At 73.3% G+C, this 24,188-nt stretch carries 16 protein-coding genes; 10 read left to right on the top strand and 6 right to left on the bottom strand.

Going from position 1 to position 24,188, the window contains the following annotated elements:
- The first annotated feature begins 7 nt into the window (after nucleotides 1–7).
- From ABZ810_RS39815 to ABZ810_RS39790, 6 genes are all read left to right on the top strand, one after another.
- Nucleotides 8–502 carry a (2Fe-2S)-binding protein gene (locus tag ABZ810_RS39815; protein WP_358412088.1) on the top strand — a complete coding sequence of 165 codons (495 nt, stop codon included), beginning with the start codon at nucleotides 8–10 and terminating at the stop codon, nucleotides 500–502.
- On the top strand, nucleotides 499–2,925 hold the full coding sequence (locus ABZ810_RS39810; RefSeq protein WP_358412087.1) for a xanthine dehydrogenase family protein molybdopterin-binding subunit: 2,427 nt from the start codon (nucleotides 499–501) through the stop codon (nucleotides 2,923–2,925). Before ABZ810_RS39815 ends, ABZ810_RS39810 begins: the two co-directional genes overlap by 4 nt.
- Nucleotides 2,922–3,782 carry a xanthine dehydrogenase family protein subunit M gene (locus tag ABZ810_RS39805; protein ID WP_358412086.1) on the top strand — a complete coding sequence of 287 codons (861 nt, stop codon included), beginning with the start codon at nucleotides 2,922–2,924 and terminating at the stop codon, nucleotides 3,780–3,782. Before ABZ810_RS39810 ends, ABZ810_RS39805 begins: the two co-directional genes overlap by 4 nt.
- A gap of 158 nt (nucleotides 3,783–3,940) precedes the next feature.
- On the top strand, nucleotides 3,941–4,837 hold the full coding sequence (locus ABZ810_RS39800; protein WP_358412085.1) for an SRPBCC family protein: 897 nt from the start codon (nucleotides 3,941–3,943) through the stop codon (nucleotides 4,835–4,837).
- Between the two features lie 122 nt (nucleotides 4,838–4,959).
- On the top strand, nucleotides 4,960–5,661 hold the full coding sequence (locus ABZ810_RS39795; RefSeq protein ID WP_358412084.1) for a class I SAM-dependent methyltransferase: 702 nt from the start codon (nucleotides 4,960–4,962) through the stop codon (nucleotides 5,659–5,661).
- A 138-nt stretch (nucleotides 5,662–5,799) separates the two neighbouring features.
- Nucleotides 5,800–7,035, top strand: a complete 1,236-nt coding sequence (locus ABZ810_RS39790) for a 4-hydroxy-3-methylbut-2-enyl diphosphate reductase (RefSeq protein WP_358412083.1) — start codon at nucleotides 5,800–5,802, stop codon at nucleotides 7,033–7,035.
- Here ABZ810_RS39790 and ABZ810_RS39785 read toward each other — a convergent pair.
- Nucleotides 7,008–8,750 (bottom strand): hypothetical protein, encoded by a 1,743-nt coding sequence (locus ABZ810_RS39785; RefSeq protein WP_358412082.1) that lies wholly within the window; start codon nucleotides 8,748–8,750, stop codon nucleotides 7,008–7,010. The two genes, ABZ810_RS39790 and ABZ810_RS39785, sit on opposite strands and share 28 nt — an antisense overlap.
- A 345-nt stretch (nucleotides 8,751–9,095) precedes the next feature.
- Between ABZ810_RS39785 and ABZ810_RS39780 the strand changes: the two genes are divergently transcribed.
- From ABZ810_RS39780 to ABZ810_RS39770, 3 genes are all read left to right on the top strand, one after another.
- Nucleotides 9,096–10,826 (top strand): alanine racemase, encoded by a 1,731-nt coding sequence (locus ABZ810_RS39780; RefSeq protein ID WP_358412081.1) that lies wholly within the window; start codon nucleotides 9,096–9,098, stop codon nucleotides 10,824–10,826.
- A 65-nt stretch (nucleotides 10,827–10,891) separates the two neighbouring features.
- On the top strand, nucleotides 10,892–11,818 hold the full coding sequence (locus ABZ810_RS39775; protein ID WP_358412080.1) for an exodeoxyribonuclease III: 927 nt from the start codon (nucleotides 10,892–10,894) through the stop codon (nucleotides 11,816–11,818).
- A gap of 251 nt (nucleotides 11,819–12,069) precedes the next feature.
- On the top strand, nucleotides 12,070–14,343 hold the full coding sequence (locus ABZ810_RS39770; RefSeq protein ID WP_358412079.1) for an MMPL family transporter: 2,274 nt from the start codon (nucleotides 12,070–12,072) through the stop codon (nucleotides 14,341–14,343).
- Between the two features lie 289 nt (nucleotides 14,344–14,632).
- On the opposite strand, the gene ABZ810_RS39765 is transcribed toward ABZ810_RS39770, so the two are convergent.
- From ABZ810_RS39765 to ABZ810_RS39750, 4 genes are all read right to left on the bottom strand, one after another.
- A complete protein-coding gene (locus tag ABZ810_RS39765) occupies nucleotides 14,633–14,824 on the bottom strand; it encodes a hypothetical protein (RefSeq protein WP_358412078.1) in 192 nt (63 codons plus the stop codon).
- 77 nt (nucleotides 14,825–14,901) lie between these two features.
- Entirely contained in the window at nucleotides 14,902–16,815 is a 1,914-nt protein-coding gene (locus ABZ810_RS39760; protein ID WP_358412077.1) for an arabinofuranosyltransferase, read from the bottom strand.
- A 9-nt stretch (nucleotides 16,816–16,824) separates the two neighbouring features.
- A complete protein-coding gene (locus tag ABZ810_RS39755) occupies nucleotides 16,825–18,351 on the bottom strand; it encodes an NAD(P)/FAD-dependent oxidoreductase (protein ID WP_358412076.1) in 1,527 nt (508 codons plus the stop codon).
- A 183-nt stretch (nucleotides 18,352–18,534) separates the two neighbouring features.
- On the bottom strand, nucleotides 18,535–19,050 hold the full coding sequence (locus ABZ810_RS39750; RefSeq protein WP_358412075.1) for a GtrA family protein: 516 nt from the start codon (nucleotides 19,048–19,050) through the stop codon (nucleotides 18,535–18,537).
- A 163-nt stretch (nucleotides 19,051–19,213) separates the two neighbouring features.
- On the opposite strand from ABZ810_RS39750, the gene ABZ810_RS39745 reads away from it, so the two are divergent.
- Entirely contained in the window at nucleotides 19,214–20,455 is a 1,242-nt protein-coding gene (locus ABZ810_RS39745; RefSeq protein ID WP_358412074.1) for a glycosyltransferase, read from the top strand.
- A 105-nt stretch (nucleotides 20,456–20,560) separates the two neighbouring features.
- Here the strand turns inward: ABZ810_RS39745 and ABZ810_RS39740 are convergent, their stop codons facing one another.
- The gene (locus ABZ810_RS39740; RefSeq protein WP_358412073.1) at nucleotides 20,561–24,109 is read right to left on the bottom strand and encodes a CDP-glycerol glycerophosphotransferase family protein; all 3,549 of its coding nucleotides are present in this window, start codon (nucleotides 24,107–24,109) and stop codon (nucleotides 20,561–20,563) included.
- Nucleotides 24,110–24,188 lie beyond the last annotated feature (79 nt).

Here is a 24,188-nt window from a genome sequence, read left to right as displayed (position 1 = left end):
AGATCGAATGCCACGTATCCGCGTCGAGGTCGACGGTGTGACGTACGAGGACGACGTCGAACCTCGCCTCCTGCTCGTCCACTATCTGCGAGACCGGTTGGGGAAGGTCGGCACCCCCATCGGCTGCGACACCACCAACTGCGGAGCCTGCACCGTCCTGTTCGACGGGATGAGCGTCAAGAGCTGCTCCGTGCTCGCCGTCCAGGCCGACGACCACGAGATCACCACGGTCGAGGGGCTGGGAACCGACGGGACGAACCACCCGATGCAGCGGGCCTTCCACGAGGAGCACGCGCTGCAGTGCGGGTTCTGCACACCCGGCATGATCATGGCGTCCATCGACCTGCTGCGCGAGAACGCCGACCCCTCCGAGGACGAGATCCGCGAAGGCCTGGAGGGCAACCTCTGCCGGTGCACCGGCTACCAGAACATCGTGCGCGCGGTCCACCGCGCGTCCGGCGAGATGCGGCGGTCCGCGCCGGAGCGGGAGGTGGCCCCGTGACCGAACGCGAGATCGGCAAGGCACGCCGCCGGAGCGAGGACGCGCGGCTCATCACCGGCCGCACGCAGTGGACCGACAACATCCAGCTGCCCGGACTGTGCCACGTGGCGTTCCTGCGCAGCCCGTACGCGCACGCCCGCGTCACCCGCGTCGACGTCGAGAACGCCAGGAGCCACCCCGGCGTGATCGCGGTGTTCGGCGGCCGGGACCTCGCCGACGAGCAGGGCAGCCTGCCGTGCGCGTGGCCCGTCACCGAGGACATCCTCATCCCCGACCACCCGCCGATGGCCGTGGAGGAGGTGCGGTACGTGGGCGAGCCGGTGGCGTGCGTGGTGGCACGCGACCGGTACGCCGCGATCGACGCGCTCGAGGACATCGACGTCGACTACGAGCCGCTGCCCGCCGTCGTCGACATGGAGCAGGCGCTGGCCGAGGGCGCCGACGCCGTGCACGCCGACCTGGGCACCAACCAGTGTTACCGGATGGTCGTCGAGGCCGGTGACGTGGACGCCGCGTTCCGGGACGCGCCGGTCACCATCGAGCGGCGGTACGTCCAGCAGCGGCTCATCCCGACCGCGATGGAGCCGCGGGCCGTGGTGTGCCAGCCGGTGGGCGACGAGTTCACGATGTGGTCGGCCACGCAGGTGCCGCACATCCTGCGGCTGATGTTGTCGGCCGTGACCGGCATCGGCGAGCACCGCCTCCGGGTGATCGCGCCGGACGTGGGCGGCGGCTTCGGCTCCAAGCTCCAGGTGTACGGCGAGGAGGTGCTCCTCCTGCTGCTGGCCAGGCGCCTGGGCAGGCCGGTCAAGTGGACCGAGTCGCGCAGCGAGGGCAACATGACCGTCCACCACGGCCGCGACCAGATCCAGCGGCTGACGATGGCGGCCGAGGCGGACGGCAGGCTCCGCGGGTTCAAGGTCGACATCCTGTCGGACATGGGCGCGTACCTGATGCTGCTCACCCCGGGCATCGCGACGCTGGGCGCGCCGATGTTCAACGGCATCTACAAGATGGACGCCTACTCCTTCACCTGCACCGGCGTCTTCACGACCAAGGTGCCGACCGACGCCTACCGGGGCGCGGGGCGGCCGGAGGCCACGTTCGGCGTCGAGCGGATGATGGACGAGCTGGCCGCCGAGCTGGGGCTCGACCCGATCGAGCTGCGGCGGCGCAACTGGATCAGGCACGACGAGTTCCCGTTCGAGACGATCACCGGGATGACGTACGACTCGGGCAACTACGAGGCGGCGACCGACAAGGCGCTGGCGATGTTCGAGTACGACAAGCTGCGCGCGGAGCAGGCCGACCGCCGCGAGCGGCGCGACACCGTCCAGCTCGGCCTCGGCACCTCGACGTTCACCGAGATGTGCGGGCTCGCGCCGTCGCGGGCGCTGGCCCAGGTGCGGTCGGCGGCCGGCGGCTGGGAGCACGCGACCGTCCGGGTGCTCGGCACCGGCAAGATCGAGGTCGTCACCGGAACGTCGCCGCACGGCCAGGGCCACGCGACCGCGTGGGCGCAGATCGCCTCGGACGCGCTCGGGGTGGCGTTCGAGGACGTGAAGGTGCTCCACGGCGACACGCTCATCGCGCCGCGCGGCTGGGACACCTACGGGTCGCGGTCGCTGACGATCGGCGGCATCGCCGTGCACAACGCCTGCCAGAAGGTCGTCGACAAGGCCCGCAAGGTCGCGGCGCACCTGCTGGAGGCGGCCGAGGCCGACCTCGACTACGCGGGCGGCTCGTTCAGCGTGAAGGGGGTCGGCGGCGATGGGGCGTCGATGACGCTGGCCGAGGTCGCGGGCGCGACGCTGGCGGCGCACGACTTCCCGGAGGGCGTCGAGCCGTCGCTGGACTCCGACGCCACGTTCGACCCGGAGAACTTCTCCTTCCCGCACGGCACGCACCTGTGCGCGGTCGAGGTCGACACCGAGACCGGCTTCGTGAAGATCCGCTCGTACGTGGCGGTCGACGACATCGGCTCGGTCGTCAACCCGATGATCGTCGACGGGCAGGTGCACGGCGGGCTGGCGCAGGGCATCGCGCAGGCCCTGTACGAGGAGGCGGTGTACGACGCGGACGGCAACCTGACGACCACCACGATGGCCGACTACCTGGTGCCGTCGGCGGCCGACCTGCCGACGTTCACGACCGACCGGACCGAGACCCCGGCGACGTCCAACCCGCTCGGGGTCAAGGGCGTCGGCGAGGCGGGCACCATCGCGTCCACCCCGGCGGTGGTCAACGCGGTCGTGGACGCGCTGCGCCAGTACGGCGTGAACGACGTCCCGATGCCGTGCTCGCCCGAACGGGTGTGGCGCGCGCTCCGCGACGCCTTCGGCGAGGACCCCGAGGGCGGGGGCGGCCCGCGGCCGGGAGCCGGCGGCGGGCTCGGCTCGGTCCAGGGAGGAGAGGACCGATGATCCCTCCGAGCTTCGACTACATCCGGCCGACGACGGTCGACCAGGCGGTCTCGGCGCTGGCCGAGGCCGGTGAGGACGCCAAGGTGCTGGCGGGCGGGCAGAGCCTGATGCCGCTGCTGCGGCTCCGGCTGGCCTACCCCGAGGCGCTGATCGACCTCGACCGGGTCGACGGGCTGCGCGAGATCCGGCCCGAGAACGGGCATCTGTTCATCGGCGCGATGGCCACGCACCACGAGGTCATGCGGCATCCGCTCATCGCGGAGCACGCGCCGCTGATCGCCAAGGCGACGGCCACCGTCGCCGACCCGGCCGTCCGGCACCGCGGCACCTTCGGGGGTTCGCTGGCGCACGCCGACCCGGCCGGCGACCTGCCCGCGGTCGCGCTGGCGCTGGACGCGGTGTTCCTCGCCCGGTCGGCGGCACGCGGCGAACGCGAGATCCCGGCGGCGGAGTTCTTCGTCGACTGGATGACCTCGGCGCTGGAGCCCGACGAGCTGCTCGTCGGCGTGCGCGTGCCCAAGCTCGGGCCGGGCTGGGGCGTGCACTACGAGAAGTTCCACCGGACGGCGCAGGCGTGGGCGATCGTCGGCGTCGCGTGCGCCGTGCGGCGCGAACGCGGCGCGATCGAGGACGCGCGGGTGGCCCTCACCAACATGGGGCCGGCGCCGGTGCGGGCGAGCGAGGTCGAGCGGTTCATCGAGGGCCGTTCGGTCTCGGAGAACTCGTTCCGCGCCGCGTCCGAACGTGCCACCGAGGGTGTGGCGCCGCCCGGCGACCTGCACGGTTCGGCGGAGTACCGGGCCCATCTGGCCCGGGTGCTCACCGCCCGCGCGCTGACCGCCGCCGCGGCCGTCTGAGGAAACGTGATCATGTGGCCGGGTCCACACGCCCCAGGGCCCGGCCGCATGATCACTTGATCGCCCACCGTGTGATCTACCCGGCGAACCTGGCGGCCGGGCACGTGACGGTCGTAGGGTCACGAACAAGGCCCCTCTGACGAGAAGGAACCCCCACCATGGAGCTCGACCACGAATTCACCGTCCCCGTACCGGTGGATCAAGCCTGGTCGGTCCTGCTCGACGTGGAGCGCGTCGCGCTCTGCATGCCCGGTGCGACCCTCGACTCGATCGACGGCGACGAGTACTCGGGCCGGATGAAGGTGAAGGTCGGCGCGATGACCATCACCTACCGCGGCACCGCCCGGATCGCCTCCGCCGACGACTCCACCCACACCGTCAGCATCGAGGCGTCGGCCAAGGAGGCGCGCGGTTCCGGCACCGCGGCCGCCACCGTCCAGGCCCGCCTCCACGACGAGGGTGACACCACCCGCGTGACCGTCCACACCAAGCTCAACGTGACCGGCCGCCCGGCGCAGTTCGGCCGCAACATCCTCTCCGAGGTGGGCTCGAAGCTCATCTCGCGGTTCGCCAAGGCGCTCGCGCAGGAGATCGAGTCGCCCGCGGGGCCGGCCACCGAGGCGGCCGAGCAGGCCGCCGGCGGGGCGGTCGACCAGCAGGCCGCGGCCGAGGCCGCCAGGGACGCCGTGCCCGGGACGCCGTCGGCGAGCATCGCCGAGGAGGCGACCGCTCCCCCCGCCGGCTCCCCGGCCACGAGCCCCGAGGCGGAGTCGTCGTCGGACACCCGTCCCGACATCCCGGTCGTCGACCCCGCGACCGCGGCCCCGGCGTCCGAGCCCGCGGCGGCGACCGCGCCGTCGGTGCCGGCGCAACGTCCGGCGAGCGCGGCGGAGTCGAACGTCAGGCCGCTGCAGCGGCAGCGGCAGGAGGACGACGCCATCGACCTGCTCGAGGTCGCGGGACCGTCCGTCGTGCGCCGCGTCGTCCCGGCCGTCGCCGCCGCCGTCGCGTTCCTGCTGGCCCTGCGCTTCCTCATCCGGCGCCGGCGCGGGTAGATCGCTGGTCATGGTCCCTTGACCGGGGCCTCGGCCATCACCGGATCAAGAACGGCCAAGGATCCGGCCAGGACCGGCGGCGCCGATGGCGGTGCCGCCGGTCGATCGCGTCGGCTGGTGCCGTGGACACCATCGAGATCCAGCGGGTCGTCGAGATCGAGGACGACAACTGGTGGTACCGCGAGCGCCGCGAGATCATCGCCCGCGAGCTGCGCCGCATCGGCGTCCCGGGGCGTGCCGTCGACATCGGCGCGGCCGGCGGCGGCAACACGCGCGTGCTCCTCGCCCACGGCTGGCGGGCCACCGCGGTCGACAACGCCGAGACGGCCGTCGACCTGTGCCTGTCGCAGGGCATCGAGGCCTACCACGCCGACGCCCGGTTCCTGCCGCTTCCCGACGGCGGTCAGGACCTGGCCCTGGCGCTGAACGTGCTCGAGCACGTCGAGGACGACGCGGCCGCGACCGCGGAGATCACCCGCGTGCTGCGTCCCGGCGGGACGGCGCTCGTCTCGGTGCCGTGCGACATGCGGCTCTGGTCGACGCACGACGTGGCGCTGGGCCGCGTCCGCCGCTACACGCGCCAGTCCCTCACCGACACGCTGGCGGACGCCGGGCTGGCGCTCGACCGGGTGTGGAGCCGCAACGTGCTGCTCCGCCCGCTGGTCCGGCTGCGGCGGCACCGGATCGCGCACTGCGAGGACATGGCGCACATCCATCCCGCGCTCAACGAGGGGCTGAGCCTGCTCATCGCGCTCGAACGCCGCCTGCCGCTCAAGTCGTGGCCCGGGGGCACGCTCTTCGCCAGGGCCCACCGGCCGGTGTGAGCGGGAATTCCAAAGATCATCCCTCCTGTCCGACGATCAACCCATACCGGCCGTTCACGTGACCAGGTCGCACCCTGGCCTTGCCCCCGCCTTCCGATACTGAATGTGGCTGCAAATGCCGGAATGTCGGGGGCTTCAGTGAATCGCACACTGCTTCATGAGACTTTCAACGCGGACGGCGTCACCCGGGGCACGATGCTCGTGGCCGGCACGTTCGACCATCCGATCCGGGGGCCGGTGAGCTGCGCGGCCGCCCCGGCGATCGCGGCGCGGCTGGGCGGTGACACCGTGACGGGCCCGGTACGGGTGGGGCACCGGCACGGCGACGGCGTCCTGTTCGCCACCACCTACCTCACCGGGGACGGGCGCGCGGAGGGCTTCGGCGTGGCCGCCGACCGCGGCGACCCCGAGGCCGTGGCGACCGCCCGCCACGCCATGCACGCCTGGTCGCGGACCCCGCGCACGCGCCGGGTCCTGGTGTCCGGGGCCGAGGCGCGCTGCAAGGGGGCCGCCCGGGCCCTGCGGATGATCGAGCCGGCGCTGGACCGCGGCCCGGTGCACGTCGTCGGGCAGGCCGTCGAGGCGCCCGGCCTCGTCGAGGTCGACGACCTCGACGCGGTGCCCGACGGCGGGACGGTCGTCTTCCCCGCGCACGGCGTGACGCTCGCGGTGCGGGCGGAGGCGGCGGCGCGCGGGCTGCGGGTCGTCGACGCGACCTGCCCGCTGGTGAACGAGGCGCACGGCGAGATCCGGCGGTTCGCCGACCGGGGCGACACCGTGGCCGTGGTCGGGCACCGCGAGCACGCGGCGACCGCCTCGTTCCTCGGGCAGGCGCCGGACGACACGGTCCTGATCGAGAACGTCGACGACGCCCGGCGCCTGGCTCCCGGCGACCCGGACCGGCTCTCGTACGTCGTCGAGACGGGCATGGCCGCCGACGAGGCCGCGGCCATCGTGTCGGCGCTGCGCGCCCGCCACCGCAGGACGCGCGGGCCGCATCCCGACGGCTGGTGCTACGCCGCCGCCGACCGGGCCGACACCCTGCGCGCCATCGCCGAGCAGGCCGACCTCGTGCTGGTCTGCGACTCCGGCGACTCGGCCGCCGCCCGCGGGCCGGCCGCCCTGGCCCGCGAACGCGGCGCCGCCGCGCGGATCGTCGGCGGGCTGGGCGACCTCGACCCGTACGAGCTCGCGGGCGCCGCCACGATCGGGATCGACTCCACGCTCGCCGCGCCGCCCGGGCTCGCCGACGCGGTCGTCGGCGTGCTGTCCGGGCTGGGCCCGCTCTCGGTGGTCAGGCGGCGCGTCGTCAGCGAGGTGGCGGCCGTCTCCCGGCCGGACGCCGCTCAGCCGGACGCCGTCCGGGCGCGGTAGGCACGCTGCCGGCACGCCTGGCCGCAGTAACGCCGGGGACGCCCGGTGCCGGCCCGCTCCAGCGGGCGCCCGCAGACCACGCACCCGGGCGCGAGCACCCGCCCGTCACGTGACGAAACCGCCGCAACGCCGCCCCCATCGACAGCACCCAGTTTCGTCACACCCTCCACGGCTGTCGTAGGGGCCGCGGCGGTCGCGGGGGCCGTCGCGGTCGTGGGGGCTGTAGGGGGCGTGGTGGGTGTGGTGGTCTGGGTGGCGTGGGAGGGGAGGCGCGCCGGGATCGGGTAACGCATCGCGTCGGCGCGTTCGAGCAGCTCGCGGGCCGCCTGGTTGGCGCGGAAGGAACGGAGCCCGGCGTACATCGAGGCGAACGCGGTCCGGGCCCGCCCGCTCCGCACCGCCGGGTACTCGTCCAGGAACAGATGCCAGGTGGCGGCGGCACGTTCGAGATGACCGCGGCGCAGCTGGAGCTCGGCGAGCCGGGCCAGCGTGATCGTCCGGGACCGGCGTTCGCCCGCCGGCCGCCGTGCGATCGACTGCTCCAGCGCGCCGATCGCGCCGTCCCGGTCGCCCAGCAACGACCGGACCGCCGCCTGCTGGTGCGCGAGCGCGGCCGGATGGTAGGCGCCGACGACGCCCGGACCGCCGGTCGCGCGGTCGAGCTCGCGCTCGGCCGCCGACAGGTGCCGCAGCGCCCTGCCACGGGCGCCGGTCGCCGCGCAGGTGACCGCGAGCTGGCCGAGCAGGAAGGCCCGCGTCGGCGCGGCGACCCCGCGCAGGTCGACGCCGGCGGCCGAGTCGGCGAGCCCGTAGGCGGCCTGGTCGTGCCCGAGGACCCGGGCCTGGACGCTCATCGCGCGCAGCGTCACCGCGTAGTCGGGCAGCGCGCCCGCCTCCGCCGCTAGCGACAACGACGAGCGGTAGTAACGCTGCGCCATGCCGTGGAGCTCGTCGTCGAAGCACATGAACCCGCAGAGGTAGGCCTGCTTGGCCGCGACCGACAGCAGGTCCCGGCGGACCGCGCCCTCGGCGGCGCGCAGCCAGGGCGTCATCGTCCGGCCCAGGTGGTCGGCCAGGGCCAGGCGCACCTGTCCCGCGCCGAAGGCCGTGTCGGCCTCGGAGAACACCCGGAGCATGGTCGAGGCGGCCTCGACCTCGGCCTCCCCCACGCGCAGCGGCCGCCCGCCGGCGCCCGCCCGGCCCGCCGGCACCGGCGCGGCGGCAGGACCAGAGCCGGGGCCGGGGCCGGTGGGACGGGTCGCCGCGTCCCATCCGGGGACCTTCAGCGCGGCCAGGTTGAAGACGCAGTCGCGCAGCAGCTCGCCACGCCGCGGACCGGCCGCGTCGGCCAGCTCGGCGAGCAACGGCACGGCCTCGCCCTCCCACCAGCGCACCGCGTCCACGCGCGGCCGGATCACCCCCGCGGGAGGCCGCGCCCTCCCGGGCCCCGCCGCGGGCGGCCCGGCCAGGCCGATCTCGGCCGGGTCGACCACGCGGCCGAGCCGCCGCGACAACGCCTCGGCCACCAGCTCGGGAACGGGCCGCCGCGGCCTGATCCCGGCCCGCCACTGCGCCACCGACGCCCGCCCGTACGACAGGGCCAGGCCGGCCTCGGCCCCCACCGCGTTGACCGCCCGCGCCAGGTCCTGCCCGCTCCAGCCGGCCGCCGCGAGCAGGGCGGCCAGCCCGGCGTTGCCGTCACGTCGCTTTTCCATGCCCCGATCCCGCCGCCCGCGTCAAGATCTTTGCGATCCTTGACACCCTCCGCTCCCAATTGAACACCGAGAGCGAACCTCCGGAGGGACGATTGGCGTGCACGGACCTCCGCGCCGCCCGCGCGCCTCCCCTCCCTGTGCGCGCGGCGCCGGCGCCGTTCCGCGCTACCACCGCCACCGGGCGGCGGCCTGGCCATTCCGACCCCTCACTCCCCGGCCGCTGCCCGTGGCGGTGCGACACCCGCTCCGGCGCGGCTCCCGCGCGGGTTCCCCGGCGCCGTCCGCGGGTAGGTCACCGGCATCCCCCCGACACTGCGACGGACCAGGTCGGAGGCGGAACGAGCGGTGCCGCGAGTCACCATCAGGCTGGACGTGATCGAGCGCAACGCGCGCGTCGTGACCGAGGCGTGCGCGGCCCACGGCGTCGGGGTGTTCGGCGTCACCAAGGGCACCTGCGGGATGCCGCACGTCGCCCGCGCGATGTTGCGCGGCGGTGTGGCCGGCATCGGCGAGTCGCGCTACGAGAACATCCGGCGGCTGCGCGAGAACGGCATCGACTGCCCGATCCTGCTGCTGCGCAGCCCGCCGCTCTCCCGGGCCGACGAGACCGTGCGGCTGGCCGACATCAGCCTCAACTCCGAGCTCGCGGTGATCGAGGAGCTGTCCCGGTTCGCCGAGCGCCGCGCCCGGGTGCACGACGTCATCCTCATGGTCGACCTCGGCGACCTGCGCGAGGGCGTCTGGCCGGACGACCTCATGCCGGCCGCCGAACGGGTGCTCGGCCTGCCCGGCGTCCGGCTGGCCGGCATCGGCACCAACCTCACCTGCTTCGGCGCCGTCCTCCCGTCCGAGAAGAACATGGGCGAGCTCGCCGGGTACGCGGCGGCGATCGAGGAGGAGTTCGGCGTCACGCTGTCGTACGTCTCCGGCGGCAACTCCAGCAGCCTGCCGTTCCTGCTGGAGGGCCGGATGCCGCCGGGCGTCGACAACCTGCGCATCGGGGAGGCCATCCTCCAGGGCGGCCGGGACACCTTCTTCGACGACCCGTGGGAGCCGCTCGACCGCGACGCGTTCCTGCTCACCGGGGAGCTGCTGGAGGTCAAGGTCAAGCCGTCGGTGCCCATCGGCGAGACCGGGGTGGACGCGTTCGGCGGCAGGCCCGTGTTCGAGGACCGCGGCCTCCGGTCGCGCGGCATCCTCAACGTCGGCCGCGAGGACGTCGCCGTGGAGGCGCTGCTGCCCGCCGATCCCCGCGTGCGGATCCTGGGCGCGTCCAGCGACCACCTCATCATCGACGTCGCCGACGTCCGGCCGCTGCCGCACGTGGGCGACACCGTCGCCTTCAACCTCGGGTACGCGGCGCTGCTGGCCGCGATGACGTCGGAGTACGTGGAGAAGGAGCCGATGTTCGACGAAGCGCCGCGCGCGCCGCGCCCGGTCCGCCTGATCGCCGACCCCGGCCGGGCCGAGCTGGTCGACGACCTGCCCGGCAGGCTGGCCCTGCTCGGCCACCCGCCGGCCACGTCCACACCGGGCTCGATGCCGCTCCGGTTCGGCGCCGCCCCCTCCGCCGGCCTGCTCGCCTGCCTGGCGGGCGAGCACGACGCGTTCGGCCTGATCTGGATCAGCGCGACCGCGGCCCTCGAGCCCGGCGAGACGCTGAGCCGCGCGCTCGGCCGGGCGCCCGAACCGGGCGGCCGTTCCGCGCTGCCCGAGCTCTGCCCGGAGAACACCGTCCTCGTCGGGCTCCGCGAGGTCGGCCCCGAGGAGTCCGAGCAGATCAAGGACGCCGGCCTCGGCACGTTCACGATCGTCGACATCGACGTGCGGGGCGTCCGCGAGGTCATGCGGGAGGCCGTCCGGACCGCCACCGCCGGCACCCGCGGCTTCGCGGTCGTCTACGACGTGTCCGCGACCGGCGGCGACGGCATGTCGCCGCGCGAGACCCACCAGGCGATGGAGCTGATCGCGCAGTCCGGGGCGATGCTCGCGCTGGACGTCGCCGGGCTGGACGCCCGGAACGCCGGGCGGGTCTCCGCCTACGTGATGTCGGCGTTCGGCCGGACGATCCTGTGACGACGATCCTTTGAGATGGCAAAGCCGCCGAGCCGGCGCCCCTCCCTGATGGCAAGCTGGTGACCATGCGTCTGGCGACCTGGAACGTCAACTCGGTCAAGGCACGGCTGCCGCGGCTCCTGGAATGGCTGGCCGAGGCCGAGCCCGACGTCCTCTGCCTTCAGGAGACCAAGTGCGCCGCGGCCGACTTCCCGTCCGCGCAGGTCGCCGAGCTGGGCTACGAGACCGCGGCGCACGGCGACGGGCGCTGGAACGGCGTCGCCGTCCTCTCGCGCGTCGGCCTGGACGACGTGTCGCTCGGCTTCCCGGGCGAGCCGGGCTACGCCAACCCGCCGGACGAGCCGACGCTGCTCGACGCCGACCCGCCGCCTCCCGCGCCCGAGGCCCGGGCGATGGGCGCGACCTGCGGCGGCGTCCGGGTGTGGTCGCTGTACGCGCCCAACGGCCGCACCGTCGACTCACCGCACTACGTCTACAAGCTCGCCTGGTTCGCGGCGCTGAAGGACGCGCTGGCCGGCGAGCTGGCCGCGAATCCGGCGCTGGTGGCCACGGGTGACTTCAACGTGGCGCCGACCGACGCCGACGTCTGGGACCCGGCGGTGTTCGCCGGCTCCACCCATGTCACGCCGCCCGAACGGCAGGCGCTCGCCGACCTGCTGTCGCTGGGCCTGCACGACGTGGTCCCGACGCCGATGAAGGGCCCCCACCCTTACACGTACTGGGATTACCGGGCCGGTGCGTTCCACAAGAACATGGGCATGCGCATCGACCTGTTCTACGCCGGACCCGACGTCGCCGAGCGGGTGCGGTCGGCGTACGTCGACCGGGAGGCCCGCAAGGGCAAGGGCCCCTCCGACCACGCCCCGATCGTCGTCGACATCAACGCGCAGGGCGCGTCAGACGGCGGGGACGCGCCGGGCGCGTCAAACGGCGGGGACACGCCGGGCGCGTCAGACGGCGGGCCGCCCGGGGAGGCCTCCGGCGTGTCCTGAGCGCCGAGCACGGCTTCCCTTTGGACGATCGCGGATGACCCGCGGATGATCGCGTACGTCCGGAGTCCGTCTGTCCGGCCGGCCTTGGCGCGGCGCCGCCGACCGGCCCGCGGTCATCGACCGGCCTCGCCCTGATCAGTCGGCGGTGTGCGCTCGCTCGCCGTTTCCAGGTGCCGGGGGCCTGCGTCCACGCTTGGCCGGGCCGCCCCGTTCGCTCTCGTCAGTCTCCACACCCGCTGGAAGGATCTCTCGTGACCCGCAGGGCACGCCTCGTGCTGATCGTGACCGGTGTGCTGGCGGTACTGGCGGCGCCGGCCGCGGCCACCGTGGGCCCCCGCCTCTCCGCGGGCGGCTTCACCGACCCCGGGGCGCCGTCCAGCCAGGCGGCCGGCACGCTCTCGAGCCGGTTCGGCGCGGGCGTGCCCAACCTGGTGTTCCTGGCCACGTCGGAACGTTCCGGAGGGGTCGACGGCCCGGCCGCGCGGCGGGACGGGGCCGCGCTCACCGCACGGGTCGCCGCCGCGGCGGGCGGCGTCCCGGTCCGGTCGTACTGGACCTCGGGGGACCCGGCCCTGCGGTCCAGGGACGGCCGGATCGGGATGATCACCGTCCAGCTGCCGGGCGACGAGGACGCCCGGCAGGACGCGGCCCGCCGCATCGTCCCGCCGGTCACCGGGCGGCACGGCACGCTCCACGTCGCGGCGGGCGGCTCGGAGCAGGTCGCGGCCGAGGCGCTGGACACCAGCCAGAGCGACCTGAGGCGGTCGGAGCTGCTGGCCGTCGTGCCCACCCTGATCCTGCTGGTCCTGGTGTTCGGCGGCCTGGTCGCGGGGGCGCTCCCCCTCGTCGTGAGCGGGCTCGCCATCTGCGGCACGCTGGCGGTGCTGCGCCTGATGTCGGAGTTCACCCCGATCTCGCTGTACGCGGTCAACCTCACCACCGCGCTCGGGCTGGGGCTCGCGATCGACTACGGCCTGATCTTCCTCAGCCGCTACCGGGAGGAGGTCGCGGCGGGACGCGGCCGCGCGGACGCGCTCGCCGTCACCAAGCGGACGGCCGGGCGGACGATCCTGTTCTCGGCGATCACGGTGGCGCTGGCGTTGTCGGCGATGCTGGTCTTCCCGCTGTACTTCCTGCGGTCGTTCGCCTATTCGGGGATCGCGGTGGTGGCGTTCGCCGCCGCGTCGTCGCTGGTCGTGCTGCCCGCGCTGGTCACGGTGCTCGGCGACCGCGTCCGGCCGCGCCGCGCGCCCGAGCATCAGGGACGGATGTGGCGCGCGCTCGCCGAACGTGTCATGCGCCGGCCGTGGCCCGTCGCGATCGCCACGACGCTGCTCCTGGCCGGGCTCGCCATGCCGTTCACGAAGGTCGCCTTCGGCCTGATCGACGACAGGGTGCTGCCGGCCTCGGCCCCGGCGCACGCGGTGGCCGAGACCGTCCGGACGCGCTTCGACACCCGGGAGACCGCCGCCACCTCGATCGTCCTGCACGGCCTCGACGCGCGGCGCGAACCCGCCCGGCTCGCCGCGTACGCGCGCGACCTGTCCCGCGTGCCGGACGTGCGGAGCGTGCGCGGCGCGGGCGGCGTCTTCGACTCCGGGCGGCGGATCGCCGCCGCGGACATGGCGCGGTTCGCGGGCACGGCGGGCACGGCGGGCACGGCGGGCACGGCGGGCACTTGGCTGGCCGTCGACTCGTCCGTCGAGCCGTACTCCGACCGCGGCTCCGCCCTCGTCGCCGCGCTCCGCGACGTGCCGGCCCCGGCCGCGGTGTCGATCGGCGGCCCGGCGGCCCAGCTGTCCGACACCCGCGCCGCCATGGCCGAACGGCTGCCCTGGGCCCTGCTCATCGTGGCACTGTCCGGCTTCGTGATCCTCTTCCTCTTCACCGGCAGCCTGCTGCTCCCCCTCAAGGCGCTGCTGCTCAGCCTGCTGAGCCTGGGCGCCTCGTTCGGCGCGCTGGTGCACGTCTTCCAGGAGGGGCACCTGCGGTGGCTCGTGGGCGACTTCACCGTCACCGGGATGACCGACATGACCATCCCGGTGCTGATGTTCTGCGTCGCGTTCGGGCTCTCGATGGACTACGAGTTCTTCCTGCTGTCCCGGATCAAGGAACGCCATGACCTGACCGGGGACACCACCGAGGCGGTCGCGTCCGGCCTCCAGCGCAGCGGGCGGCTGATCACGCTGGCCGCGGTGACGATGGCGGTGGTCTTCGCCGCCTTCGCGGTGTCCGGGCTGACGATCCTCAAGCTGCTCGGCGCCGGTCTCGCGCTGACCATCGTCATCGACGCCACGCTGGTCCGCGGCCTGCTGATGCCCGCGTTCATGCGGCTGGCGGGCGCCGCGAACTGGTGGGCGCCACGGCCGCTCCGCCGCCTGCACGCCCGGGTCGGCCTGAGCGAGGAACCCGCCGCCGTTCCGGCCCGGCTCCCGGCCGTTCCGGCCCAACGTCCGGTCGCCGTTCCGGCCCAGCTCCCCGTCATGACAGGCGCGTCGACCGGCGACCGCCCGCCGAGACAGTGACCGCCGGAACAGCGACCAGCGGGACAGCGACCGGCGGAACGGCGACCGGCAGGACGGCGCGCGGCGGAACGGCGACCAGCGGCCAGCGGCACAGCGGCACAGCAACGCGGCGGGACAGCGACCGGTGGGACAACGACCGGTGGGACAACGACCGGTGGGACAACGACCGGTGGGACAACGACCGGTGGGACAACGACCGGCAGGACGGCGCGCGGTGGCACAGCGCGCGGTGGCACAGCGCGGGGCGCCCGGTAGGAACCGGACGCCCCGCGGTCTCGACCCTTGTACGTCAGTGCTGGTGGTCGTGCTCGCCTTCCAGGCCCGCCTCGTGCACGTGGGTGTGCGAGTGGCTGGACCCGCCGTGCTCGTGCGCGTGCGAATGCTCCACATGCTCGTGCTCATGCGAACGATGCGCGTGCGAGTGCCCCTCCGGCCCGTGCGAGTGCGCGTGCGCGGTGTCGTGCTCGTGTGCGGCGGTCATGGACATCCCCCCGAATGATCGCTTTCCGTCCCGCAATGATCGCAGAACGTGATCATGCACTGACGGCCGGGCACCGGTCAGGGCCGCCGCACGGCCAGCACGACGTCGCCCGGCAGGTCGGTGAACACCTGGAAGGCCGCCGGGTCGAACTGCCGCTGGGAGAAGGTCAGCCGGGTCCTGTGGTCGAACGCGGTCCAGGTCCAGTCCGGCCCGTTCTGCCTGAGGGCGAAGACGTCGACGGGCCCGAACGCCGTCCGTTCCGTCTCGGCGGCGAAGCGCGCCGGGTCGGTGATCCGGGAGAGGCGCCGAAGTTCGCGCACCCGCGCGTACCACCGGGTCGTGCTGCCCGCGGCGCTGCGGTCGACGCCGACGTACCCCGGCCAGGGGACGACGCCGAAGAAACGCTCGTCGGCCGACAACGTGACCGGCCGGGCGCCCGGCCCGAGGACGGACCGCGTCCTGTCGACGATGGGGCCGGCCGGGAACCAGCGGATCCGCCCCTCCTTCGGCGCGTGGCGGGCGTAGCCGCCGCCCGGCAGCGGCTCGGTGAAGGCGCGCGTCGCCGCGTTCGGCCTGGTGTTCACCGCCGGCCGGTAGTCGCCGCCGTACCCGCCCGTCGCCGGCGCGCCCGGCATCCAGGTCTCCCAGAGCGTGAACCCGGCCCAGGCGACCAGGACGGACAACGCCAGGGCGGGCAGCCGCGCGGGCGGCATCGACGCCAGCCGCCGCGCCGCCATGGGGGCGACGTGCACGATGGTGAGGACGGCCGCGAGCACGAGGATCGTCTCGATGAGCTCGTTGGTGTAGTGCAGCACCTTGGTGTGGCCGTTGACGACGAAGCCCAGCAGCAGGGTGAACCGGTAGACGTACGCGCTGACCAGCAGGAACAGCATCGGTTCCGCCCACGGCACGGTCCGCCGGAACCAGACGGCCCCGATCAGCCCGGTGAGCTGGAGGACCCCCAGGAACGTCATCTCCAGGAACGGCAGCGGCGTCGCGAGCAGCCGTTCGCTCTGGAACACGTCCGTCATCTGCAGGCCGTGCGTGGCCATCCGCGCGACGTACGGGACGAGATACCAGGACGCGACCACCGCCGCCGTCGCCACCATGAGGAGCAGGTCGCGCATGTAGGCCCTGCGGCCGTCCACGCGCCACCATGTCACCGCGATGATGGCGACGACGCCGAGCGCGCCGAACATCAGGTAGCCCTGGTAGAGCAGGACCATCAGGCCGCCGACCAGGCCCGCGGCGGCCCAGTGCAGCGGCCTGCGCCCGCCGGGCCGGGTGAACGCGGCGAGCACCCACGGCACGAACGCCATCAGCGCCATGACCTCGAACGCCTTGTCCGGGCGCCGGAAGACGACCAGGGAGACCACGGCCAGGGCCAGCGCCACCGGGCCCGGCACCAGCCGCCGCCACAGGACGAAGGCCACGATCACGGCGGCGGAGCAGGTCAGCGCCTCGGCCGCGCCGAGCAGCCGCCAGGCGGGCACGTCCAGCAGTACTCCGGCCCGGCCGATGAGCCACGGGTAGAGCGGCGGATACTCCGACGGCGCCGCCTCGACGATGCCGTCGGCGCTGCCGAGCACGACGGTGTGCCGCATGACCATCGTCGACATGCGGCCATGGTCGCCGCCCAGGCCGAAGAAGCCGTACGCGGCGCCGTTCAGCGCGCTCCGCATCGTGAACGCGACCCAGCCCGCGAAGAGCCCGGCCGCGACGCCGCTGAGCACGCCGGCGCGCACCCGGCGCAGCAGCAGGGCCACGGCCGCGAGGCCCGCCGCGCCCGCCGCGACGGGGAGCATGGCACCGCGCAGGTGGAACGGGTCGATCCCGATCGCCGCGGGTGTCCAGAACGCCGCCGGGAGCACGGCCAGATAGACCAGCACGGCCCAGAGGGACGGGGCGGCCGGCGGCCGGAACCGCCGCCGAACGCCACCGGCGGCGTCCGAGGACGCCGCCGGTGATTCGGGCGCGGGGGCCAGGAGCATCGCGCGGCCTCAGCCGGCCTGGAGCGGAGAACGCTCCGGCACGGCGGAGTCGGCGGCGGACCGCGGCGCGGGAAGGATGGGCGCGTCACGGCCGGTCCCGCCGCCGGGGCGGCCCTCGCCGGACTTCTCCTCGTGGTAGTCGGCCTCGACGTTCACGGCCCACACGTCGTGGTTCGCGCCGTCGACGAGGTTCTCGACGGTGAGCATCGCCGTCAGCATCGAGTGGTCCTGGTTGTTGTACCGGTGCATGCCGTTGCGGCCGACCGGGTGGATCTCCGGCCACTCCACCTCGAGGAACTTGCGCAGCGTCTCGACGTTCGCCGCGTAGTGCGCGTCGTACACCGGGTAGGCCTTCGGCATCCGCACCACGTGGCCCGCCTCGACGGCGCCGGCGGTCACCAGGCCGAGCAGGTCCAGCTCGCGCGTGCCGAGTGCGATGAGGTCGTCGTCGTCGGCCGCCCAGAGGTCGTCGCCCTCGTTGACGAAGTACTCCAGGCCCAGGCAGGTGCGTCCGTCCTTCACCAGGTACGGCGACCAGGAGCCGTAGTTCTGCACCCGGCCCAGCCGCACCTCGGGCGAGTGGATGTAGATCCAGTTGTCCGGGAACGAGAACCGCTCGGGCACGACCAGCGCCACCGTCAGGAAGTCGCGGTAGGCCAGGCCCTCGGCGGCTGCGATCACTTCGGGCGGCGCCGCCGGAGACAACGTCCGGACGAGCGTCGCGAGCGGCATGCTGGAGACCAGCTGCCCGCACTCGACCGTCTGCTCCGCGCCGTCCCGATCCCGGGCGACCACGCGCAGCCGGCCGCCGGCGGTCCGCGAGACCGACCGCACGGCGGTGTCGAGCCGCACCTCGGACCCGGCCGCCCGCACCTGGTCGGCGCAGGCCTCCCACATCATCCCCGGCCCGAACTTGGGGTAGCGGAACTCCTCGATGAGGCTGGTGATCTCCTTCTGGTTGCGCTGCGGCCGGAGCGCGTTCCAGATCGCCTTGCCCAGCGACAGGTTCTTGATCCGCTGTGCCGCCCAGTCGGCCTGGATGGAGGACGCCGGCACGCCCCACACCTTCTCGGTGTAGGTCTTGAAGAAGATGCGGTAGAGGCGCCAGCCGAAGCGGGCCGCCACCCAGCCCTCGAACGTCGTCTGGTCCTTCGGCGGGCGCACCCGGGCCCAGGCGTAGGAGCCCAGGCACCGCAGCGCCTCCAGGATCCCCAGGTTGGACAGCGCGTTCTGGGCGCGGAGCGGGTAGTCGAAGAACTTCTTGTCGTAGTAGATGCGGCTCATCCGCGGCCGCAGCAGGAAGTCGTCGTCCTGGAGGATCTCGTTCCAGAAGTCCTCGACGCGCCGGACCTTGGTGAAGAAGCGGTGACCGCCGATGTCGAAGCGCCAGCCGTCGCGCTGCACCGTCTGCGAAATGCCGCCGACCACCGAGTCGGCCTCGAAGACCACGCACCGCCGGCCCCGCCTGGCGAGCTCGAAGGCCGCCGTCAGTCCCGCCGGACCGCCCCCGATCGCAGCGAACTCAACGCTCTCCACTTCCGTTTCCGGCATCGCCATCGCCCCGTTCGAAGTCGGACCTGAATTTCCGACCTCGAAGCTATCCGGCACGCCATTACTTGAGCTCCGCAATCTTCATTCATTGACCGAACGTTGAAGACTCCTGGAAAGCCCATTACACCCATCATCCAGAATGGCGGTCAATGACCGGTAACGCCCTTTTCAGGCGTCGACCGCGGTGGCCGGAAGGGCCGCCGCCGGGGCACTGGGCGCCTGCCGCGCCGCCGGCTCCGGGGCCGTTTCCGCGGTGGGCGGGACGAAGACCCAGCGGCTGTAGCAGGTGAACCTGAACAACGTGCCGAGCCCCAGGCCGACGAGGTTGGCGACGGTGAAGCTGACCTTGTCGTGCAGGCCGAGCGCGTACTCGGTGAATCCGATGCAGCCCAGCGAGATCAGCAGGCCGGCGCCGTTGAAGGCGAAGAACAGCGAGCACTCCCTGGAGAACCCGCGATGCGCCCGGTCCCGCCAGGTCCAGTGCCTGTTGCCGAAGTAGGCGACCAGCGTGGCCAGCACGGTGGCGGCCGTCTTGGAGGTGAGCGGGCCGAGCCCGACATAGAACTTGAGCGCGTAGGTCAGGCCCAGATCAACGGAAAGGGCACACGCCCCGACCAGACCAAATCTGGAGAAATCACGAACGAGGTCGGCGATCCGCTTGGACGAGCCACTGAAACGGCGCACACCCTCCCCTTTCCATGGCGACTTCCACTGCGACCAGGACAGCCTAAGGGGAGCTCTGTTGAATCAGATCCCAATGAATATGCAATAGTCGGCCATCGGGGGCTAGATTCCGGGCCTCCCGGCACCGCCGCGTCCGAAGATGGCAAAGCGGGGGTGAGAGGCGATGCGGGCAAGCCAGATCGAGCGGACGGCCGAACGGCCGGCGTCCGTCGACATCGCGATTCCCGTCCGCAACGGCGAACGGGCCCTCGAAGGGTGCGTCCGCGCCCTGCACGAGTTCCTGAGCCGCTCGTTCCCGCTGCCCTGGCGCATCACGATCGTCGACGCCGGCAGCACCGACGCCACCTGGTCGGTCGCCATCTGGCTCGCGACGATGCTCGACGGCGTGCACGTGCGGCGCATCGAGCGGCAGGGCAAGGGGGCGGCGGTCCGCGCGGCCTGGCTCGACAGCCCGGCCGACATCGTCGCCTACATGGACGCCGGCCTTTCCACCGGCCCGAGCGCGCTGCCGCGCCTGGTGGCCCCGCTCGCCGGCGGCCACTCCGAGATCGCGGTCGGCAGCCGGCTGTCCCCGGGCACCCGGGCCGCCCGGCGGTGGCGCCGGGCGGCGGTCTCGCGCGCCTACAACGCGCTGCTGAGGCTGGCGTTCGACACCCGGAGCACCGACGCGGCGTGCGGGTTCAAGGCGGCGCGGTCGGACGTCGCGCACACGCTCCTGCCGCGGGTGGCCGACGACGGCTGGTTCTTCGACACCGAACTGCTCCTGCTGGGCGAGTACAACGGGCTGCGGATCCACGAGGTCCCGGTCGGCTGGGAGGACGACCCCGGCTCGCGCGACGGCGTGGCCCGGCTCGTCGTCCAGAACGTCAAGGGGGTCCTCCGGACGGCCCGGGAGATCTCGACCGGGCGGGGAGCCATCCCCCGCCGCTCCTCCCGGGCCCGCCGCTGGCCGTCCGCCCCCGCCCTGTCGGGACGGGGCACGCGGCTGGCCAAGCTCCTGCCGTTCGCGCTGATCGGCATCGCGTCGGCGGACGCGCACCTCGCCTCGTACCTGCTGCTCCGGACGTGGTGGGAGCCCGCGGCGGCCAACCTCGTGGCCGCCGCGCTCGCGTTCTTCCCCAACGCCGAGGCCAACCGGCGCTGGACCTTCCGCCGTCCGGCCGGCTCGCCTCTCCGGGTGTTGTCGCGCGCGGCGATGCTGTTCCTGCTCACCTACGCCTCGACCTCGGGCGCCGTGCTGCTGATCCCGGCGGGTGCCGGCCTCGGCGCCGAGGCCGCCGCCCTGGTCGCCGGCGCGGCGCTGACGACGGCGTTCCGCTTCACCGCGCTCGACCGCTGGGTGTTCGCCCGCCCCCCGGCGCACCGGCGCCGGGGAGCGCGCAGGCGGCGCGCCGCCCGGCACTGACCTCCGGTCCGCCGGAGCTCCGGCCGACCGGAGCCCCGGCCGACCGGAGGCCCGGCGAACCGAAGGCTCGGCGAACCGAAGGCTCGGCGGACCGAAGGCCCGGCGTCAGGCGCCGAAGACCCGCTCGACCACGCGGATCGTCGCCTTGCCGTCGTCCAGCGGGCAGTGCGTGTCGACGAACGCCTGGTAGGCGCCGGCGTGGTCGGCCGCCACGTCGTCGATCCCCACGAGCGCGTCGATGACCTCGGCCGAGGTGCGCAGCAGCGGGCCGGGCGCCTCCGCCTCGAAGTCGAAGTAGAAGCCGCGCAGCGTGTCCCGGTACGTCTCCAGGTCGTAGGTGAAGAACACCATCGGCCGCCGCGTGATCGCGAAGTCGAACATCACCGAGGAGTAGTCGGTGACGAGCACGTCGGAGATCAGCAGCAGCTCCTGCATCTCCGGATAGACCGAGACGTCGAAGACGAAGTCGGTGCCGACCTCGGGCACCCGGTCGACGATGTTCGGGTGGCGCCGGACCAGCAGGACGTGGTCGTCGCCGAGGCGCCGCCACATCTCCTCCAGGTCCAGCTGGAGGTCGAGGCGGTACTTGCCGCGCCGGTAGAACTTGTCGTCCCGCCAGGTCGGCGCGTACAGGACGACCTTCTTGCCCTCGGGCAGGCCGATGCGGCGCCGCACCCGCTCCTTGATCTCCTCCTGCTCGGGCGCGAAGAAGATGTCGTTGCGCGGGTATCCCGTCTCGAGCGTCCTCCCCTCGAACCGGAACGCGCGTTCCAGGATGGGCGTGCACCACGGGCTCGGCGAGATGAGGTGCGTCCACTGGCCCACCTCGGTGGCGAGCTTCTCGTGGTAGTTGCGGGTCGCGAACTGCACCCGCTCGATGTCGAAGCCGATCCGCTTGAGCGTGGCGCCGTGCCAGGTCTGCAGGACCTTCTGCTCCGGCCGCCGCTCGAACCACATCGGCAGGTGCGAGTTGCTGACGATGAACTCCGCGCGGGCGAGGGCCTCGAAGTACTCGCGGCTCAGCCGGCGCACCACGGTGACGCCCTCGGGCACCTCGGCCTGGCCGTTGTCGACGATCCAGAGGAACTCGTACGGCGCGTCGCGGCGGCGCAGCTCCTCCAGGATCGCGCGCGGGCTGTCGGAGTACTGGCGGCCGAAGTAGCTCTCGAACAACGCCCAGGGGCGCAGCGGCTCGTGCCGGAGCCGCGGGTAGATCTCGTCGCGCAGCTCGATCCGCGAGGCGCGGCTGCGCTCGGCCGGGCGGAGGTCGTTGCTCGCCCGCAACATCAGGTCCTCGCCGCGCACGTCGATCAGCGTGAACGTGCGCCCGCCGGTCTCGTGCTCGGCGGGCAGCGAGGCGAAGAGGTCCGCGCCCGCCTGGGCCCGGACGAACGACTCGGTCTCGCCGTCGTGCACGCGGACGGCCAGCCGGTAGTTGCCCTTGGGCAGCGGCAGCGCGCCGGCGAGCGAGGTCACGGCGGCGGGGTCGAACTCGACGGTGAAACGTTGCCCGGCCCGGCCGACCGGGACACCGACCTCCTCGGTGCGGCCGGTGGCGGCGAACACGAACGAGACCGGCACCTCCGGCGGCACCGGCAGGTCGCCGCCGAGGACGAGCCGCCCGTCGGCGGTCCAGCGGGCGGTGTCGATGAGCGGGCAGATCGCCCGTTCGCGGAACTCCAGGCCACCCTGCGAGCGGACGTTGGCGTGCACGGCGATCTCACGGAGCCCGTCCCGGTGGCGCGGCCTCGGCACCCCGTCGACCAGCCGGACCAGGGTCGTCTCCCCGTCCGGCGTCTCGACCTCGGCGGTCCACGTCGTGCCGTCGCCGAACGCGAGCGCCTCACCGCTCATCGGCGTGAACGACGGCCGCCGCCGCGGCCAGAGGTCGGCCAGCGGGATCCGGACCTGGAACGTGTCCGCCTTCGCGGCCTTGCCCGGCCTGGTCCCGGGCCTGTCCTCGCGCAGCAGCGGATACCGGTGCGGGTCGCCGCCGGGGCTGCGCGTCAGGACGAGGTGGGTCGCGTCGCGGAGCCCCGGCTCGAGAACGCCGGAGAGCTCCACCTCGCCGTCCACGAACGCCAGCCGCTGCACCTCGGCGCCGTGCCGTTCGACCCGCAGGCGCAGCCGCCCGTTCTCGGACCACTCGGGGCACACCCAGAGGCCGTCCGCGGTCTGGTGCCGTTCGGGCCGCTGGACCTCGCCCGTCTGCGGCGCGCCCAGCTCGTCCTTGCGCAGCACGCCGCGGTTGAGCACCCAGATGTCCAGGCGCCAGGTGCGGCCCGACCGGCCCGACGTCAGCCGCCGGGGGTCGATGGTGATCCGGTATCCGCCCCAGTCGTGGCGCCGCTTGGCCGTCCCGGCGGGGCCGGGGGTGGTGCGCCTGCGCAGCGTCGCGGGCACCGGGACGCGGCGGCCCGTCTCCTCGCAGACCAGCCAGGCGAGCACCTGGTGCTTCCAGCGCCGGTCCGGCTTGAGGTGCTTGAGGACGGCGCGCCCCTCGACGAGCAGCCTGCCGTTCTCCCACCGGACCGACGTCACCTTCTGCCGGAGCCTGATCTCCTCCTGGAGCCGGTAGATCTCCAGCGGCACCCCGACCGCGGGATCGTCCAGGTAGGGGTAGTTGCCGTAGTAGCGGCGGCCCCGCCGGACCACGCCGCAGCCGGCCATCTCCCGGCTCTTCTGGAACTTCAGGACCTCCAGCAGCTCGGGCATGAGGCGCCGGCGCACGAGATGCCACTTCAGCCGTTCGATGGCGGGCAGGTCGTCGAGCACGCTCAGATCGGTGCCGTCGAGGTAGGCGTTGGCCTGGTCGAGGAACCGTTCCCGGTAGGCCTCGTCACCCGAGTCGAGGACCTGGAGGAACAGCCGCAGGTCGTCGCCGACGACGGTGAGCTCCCAGCGCCGCTTGTCCGCGTCCATCCCGCGCTCCGCCAGGAACGAGCCCACCCCCTCGACGGCCTTGACCCGGTGCTCCAGGGCGTGGTCGGCGGTGCGGTCCTGGGTGATGGACTTGTCCTCGTTCGGACGGATCCGCCACAGGTAGACCGGGGCCTTCAGCATGTCGACCGCGGTCGCGGAGAAATGGCCGGTGAGCGCGACCACGATGTCCTCGTGCAGCACCCCTTCGGGGAACCGCAGCCCCTGCGCGTCCCAGAAGCTCCGGCGCCACAGCTTGTTGGTGACGAGGCGGTCGGCGAGCAGCCGGTCCTCGCCGGTGACGTGCGTGCGCAGCGCGGTGGTACGGAAGATCTTCTGGTGCATCGGCGACGGCGTCGGGCCCAGCGCGTCGAACCGGCGCACGTTGCCGGTGGCGAAGTCCGAACCGGTCCGGTCCAGCGTCGCCGCCATGTACTCCAGCGCGTACGGCGGCAGGAGGTCGTCGCTGTCGAGGAACGCCAGGAACTCCCCGGTGGCGCGGTCGATACCGGTGTTGCGCGCGGCGCCCAGCCCGGCGTTCTCCTTGGTGACGACCGTGAAGCGCGGATCGCCGGCGGCGAAGCGGGCCACGATGGCGCCGCCGTCGTCGGTCGAGCCGTCGTCGACCACCACGACCTCGATGTCCTCGAGGGTCTGTGCCGCGAGCGACTCCAGACAGTCCTCGACGTAGGGCGCGACGTTGTAGACGGGAACGATGACGCTGACCTTCGGCATGCCTTTCAGCATGGTGAAAGCAGGTCAACCGCCGGACGTGCATCGCGATTGCCAGCATGTTGCCTGACCCAGACTTGAC

Origin of the sequence: Spirillospora sp. NPDC047279, assembly GCF_040643285.1 — a bacterium.
GTDB lineage: Bacteria > Actinomycetota > Actinomycetes > Streptosporangiales > Streptosporangiaceae > Spirillospora.
Note: the sequence above shows the minus strand (reverse complement) of the source record. Positions and strands in the feature narration are given on the sequence as shown.

Bases quoted from the DNA above. Each gene is read 5' to 3' on its own strand.
- ABZ810_RS39815 (WP_358412088.1), top strand. From the start codon at position 8: ATGCCACGTATCCGCGTCGAGGTCGACGGTGTGACGTACGAGGACGAC.
- ABZ810_RS39805 (WP_358412086.1), top strand. From the start codon at position 2,922: ATGATCCCTCCGAGCTTCGACTACATCCGGCCGACGACGGTCGACCAG.
- ABZ810_RS39800 (WP_358412085.1), top strand. From the start codon at position 3,941: ATGGAGCTCGACCACGAATTCACCGTCCCCGTACCGGTGGATCAAGCC.
- ABZ810_RS39785 (WP_358412082.1), bottom strand. From the start codon at position 8,750: ATGGAAAAGCGACGTGACGGCAACGCCGGGCTGGCCGCCCTGCTCGCG.
- ABZ810_RS39775 (WP_358412080.1), top strand. From the start codon at position 10,892: ATGCGTCTGGCGACCTGGAACGTCAACTCGGTCAAGGCACGGCTGCCG.
- ABZ810_RS39765 (WP_358412078.1), bottom strand. From the start codon at position 14,824: ATGACCGCCGCACACGAGCACGACACCGCGCACGCGCACTCGCACGGG.
- ABZ810_RS39760 (WP_358412077.1), bottom strand. From the start codon at position 16,815: ATGCTCCTGGCCCCCGCGCCCGAATCACCGGCGGCGTCCTCGGACGCC.
- ABZ810_RS39745 (WP_358412074.1), top strand. From the start codon at position 19,214: ATGCGGGCAAGCCAGATCGAGCGGACGGCCGAACGGCCGGCGTCCGTC.
- ABZ810_RS39740 (WP_358412073.1), bottom strand. From the start codon at position 24,109: ATGCCGAAGGTCAGCGTCATCGTTCCCGTCTACAACGTCGCGCCCTAC.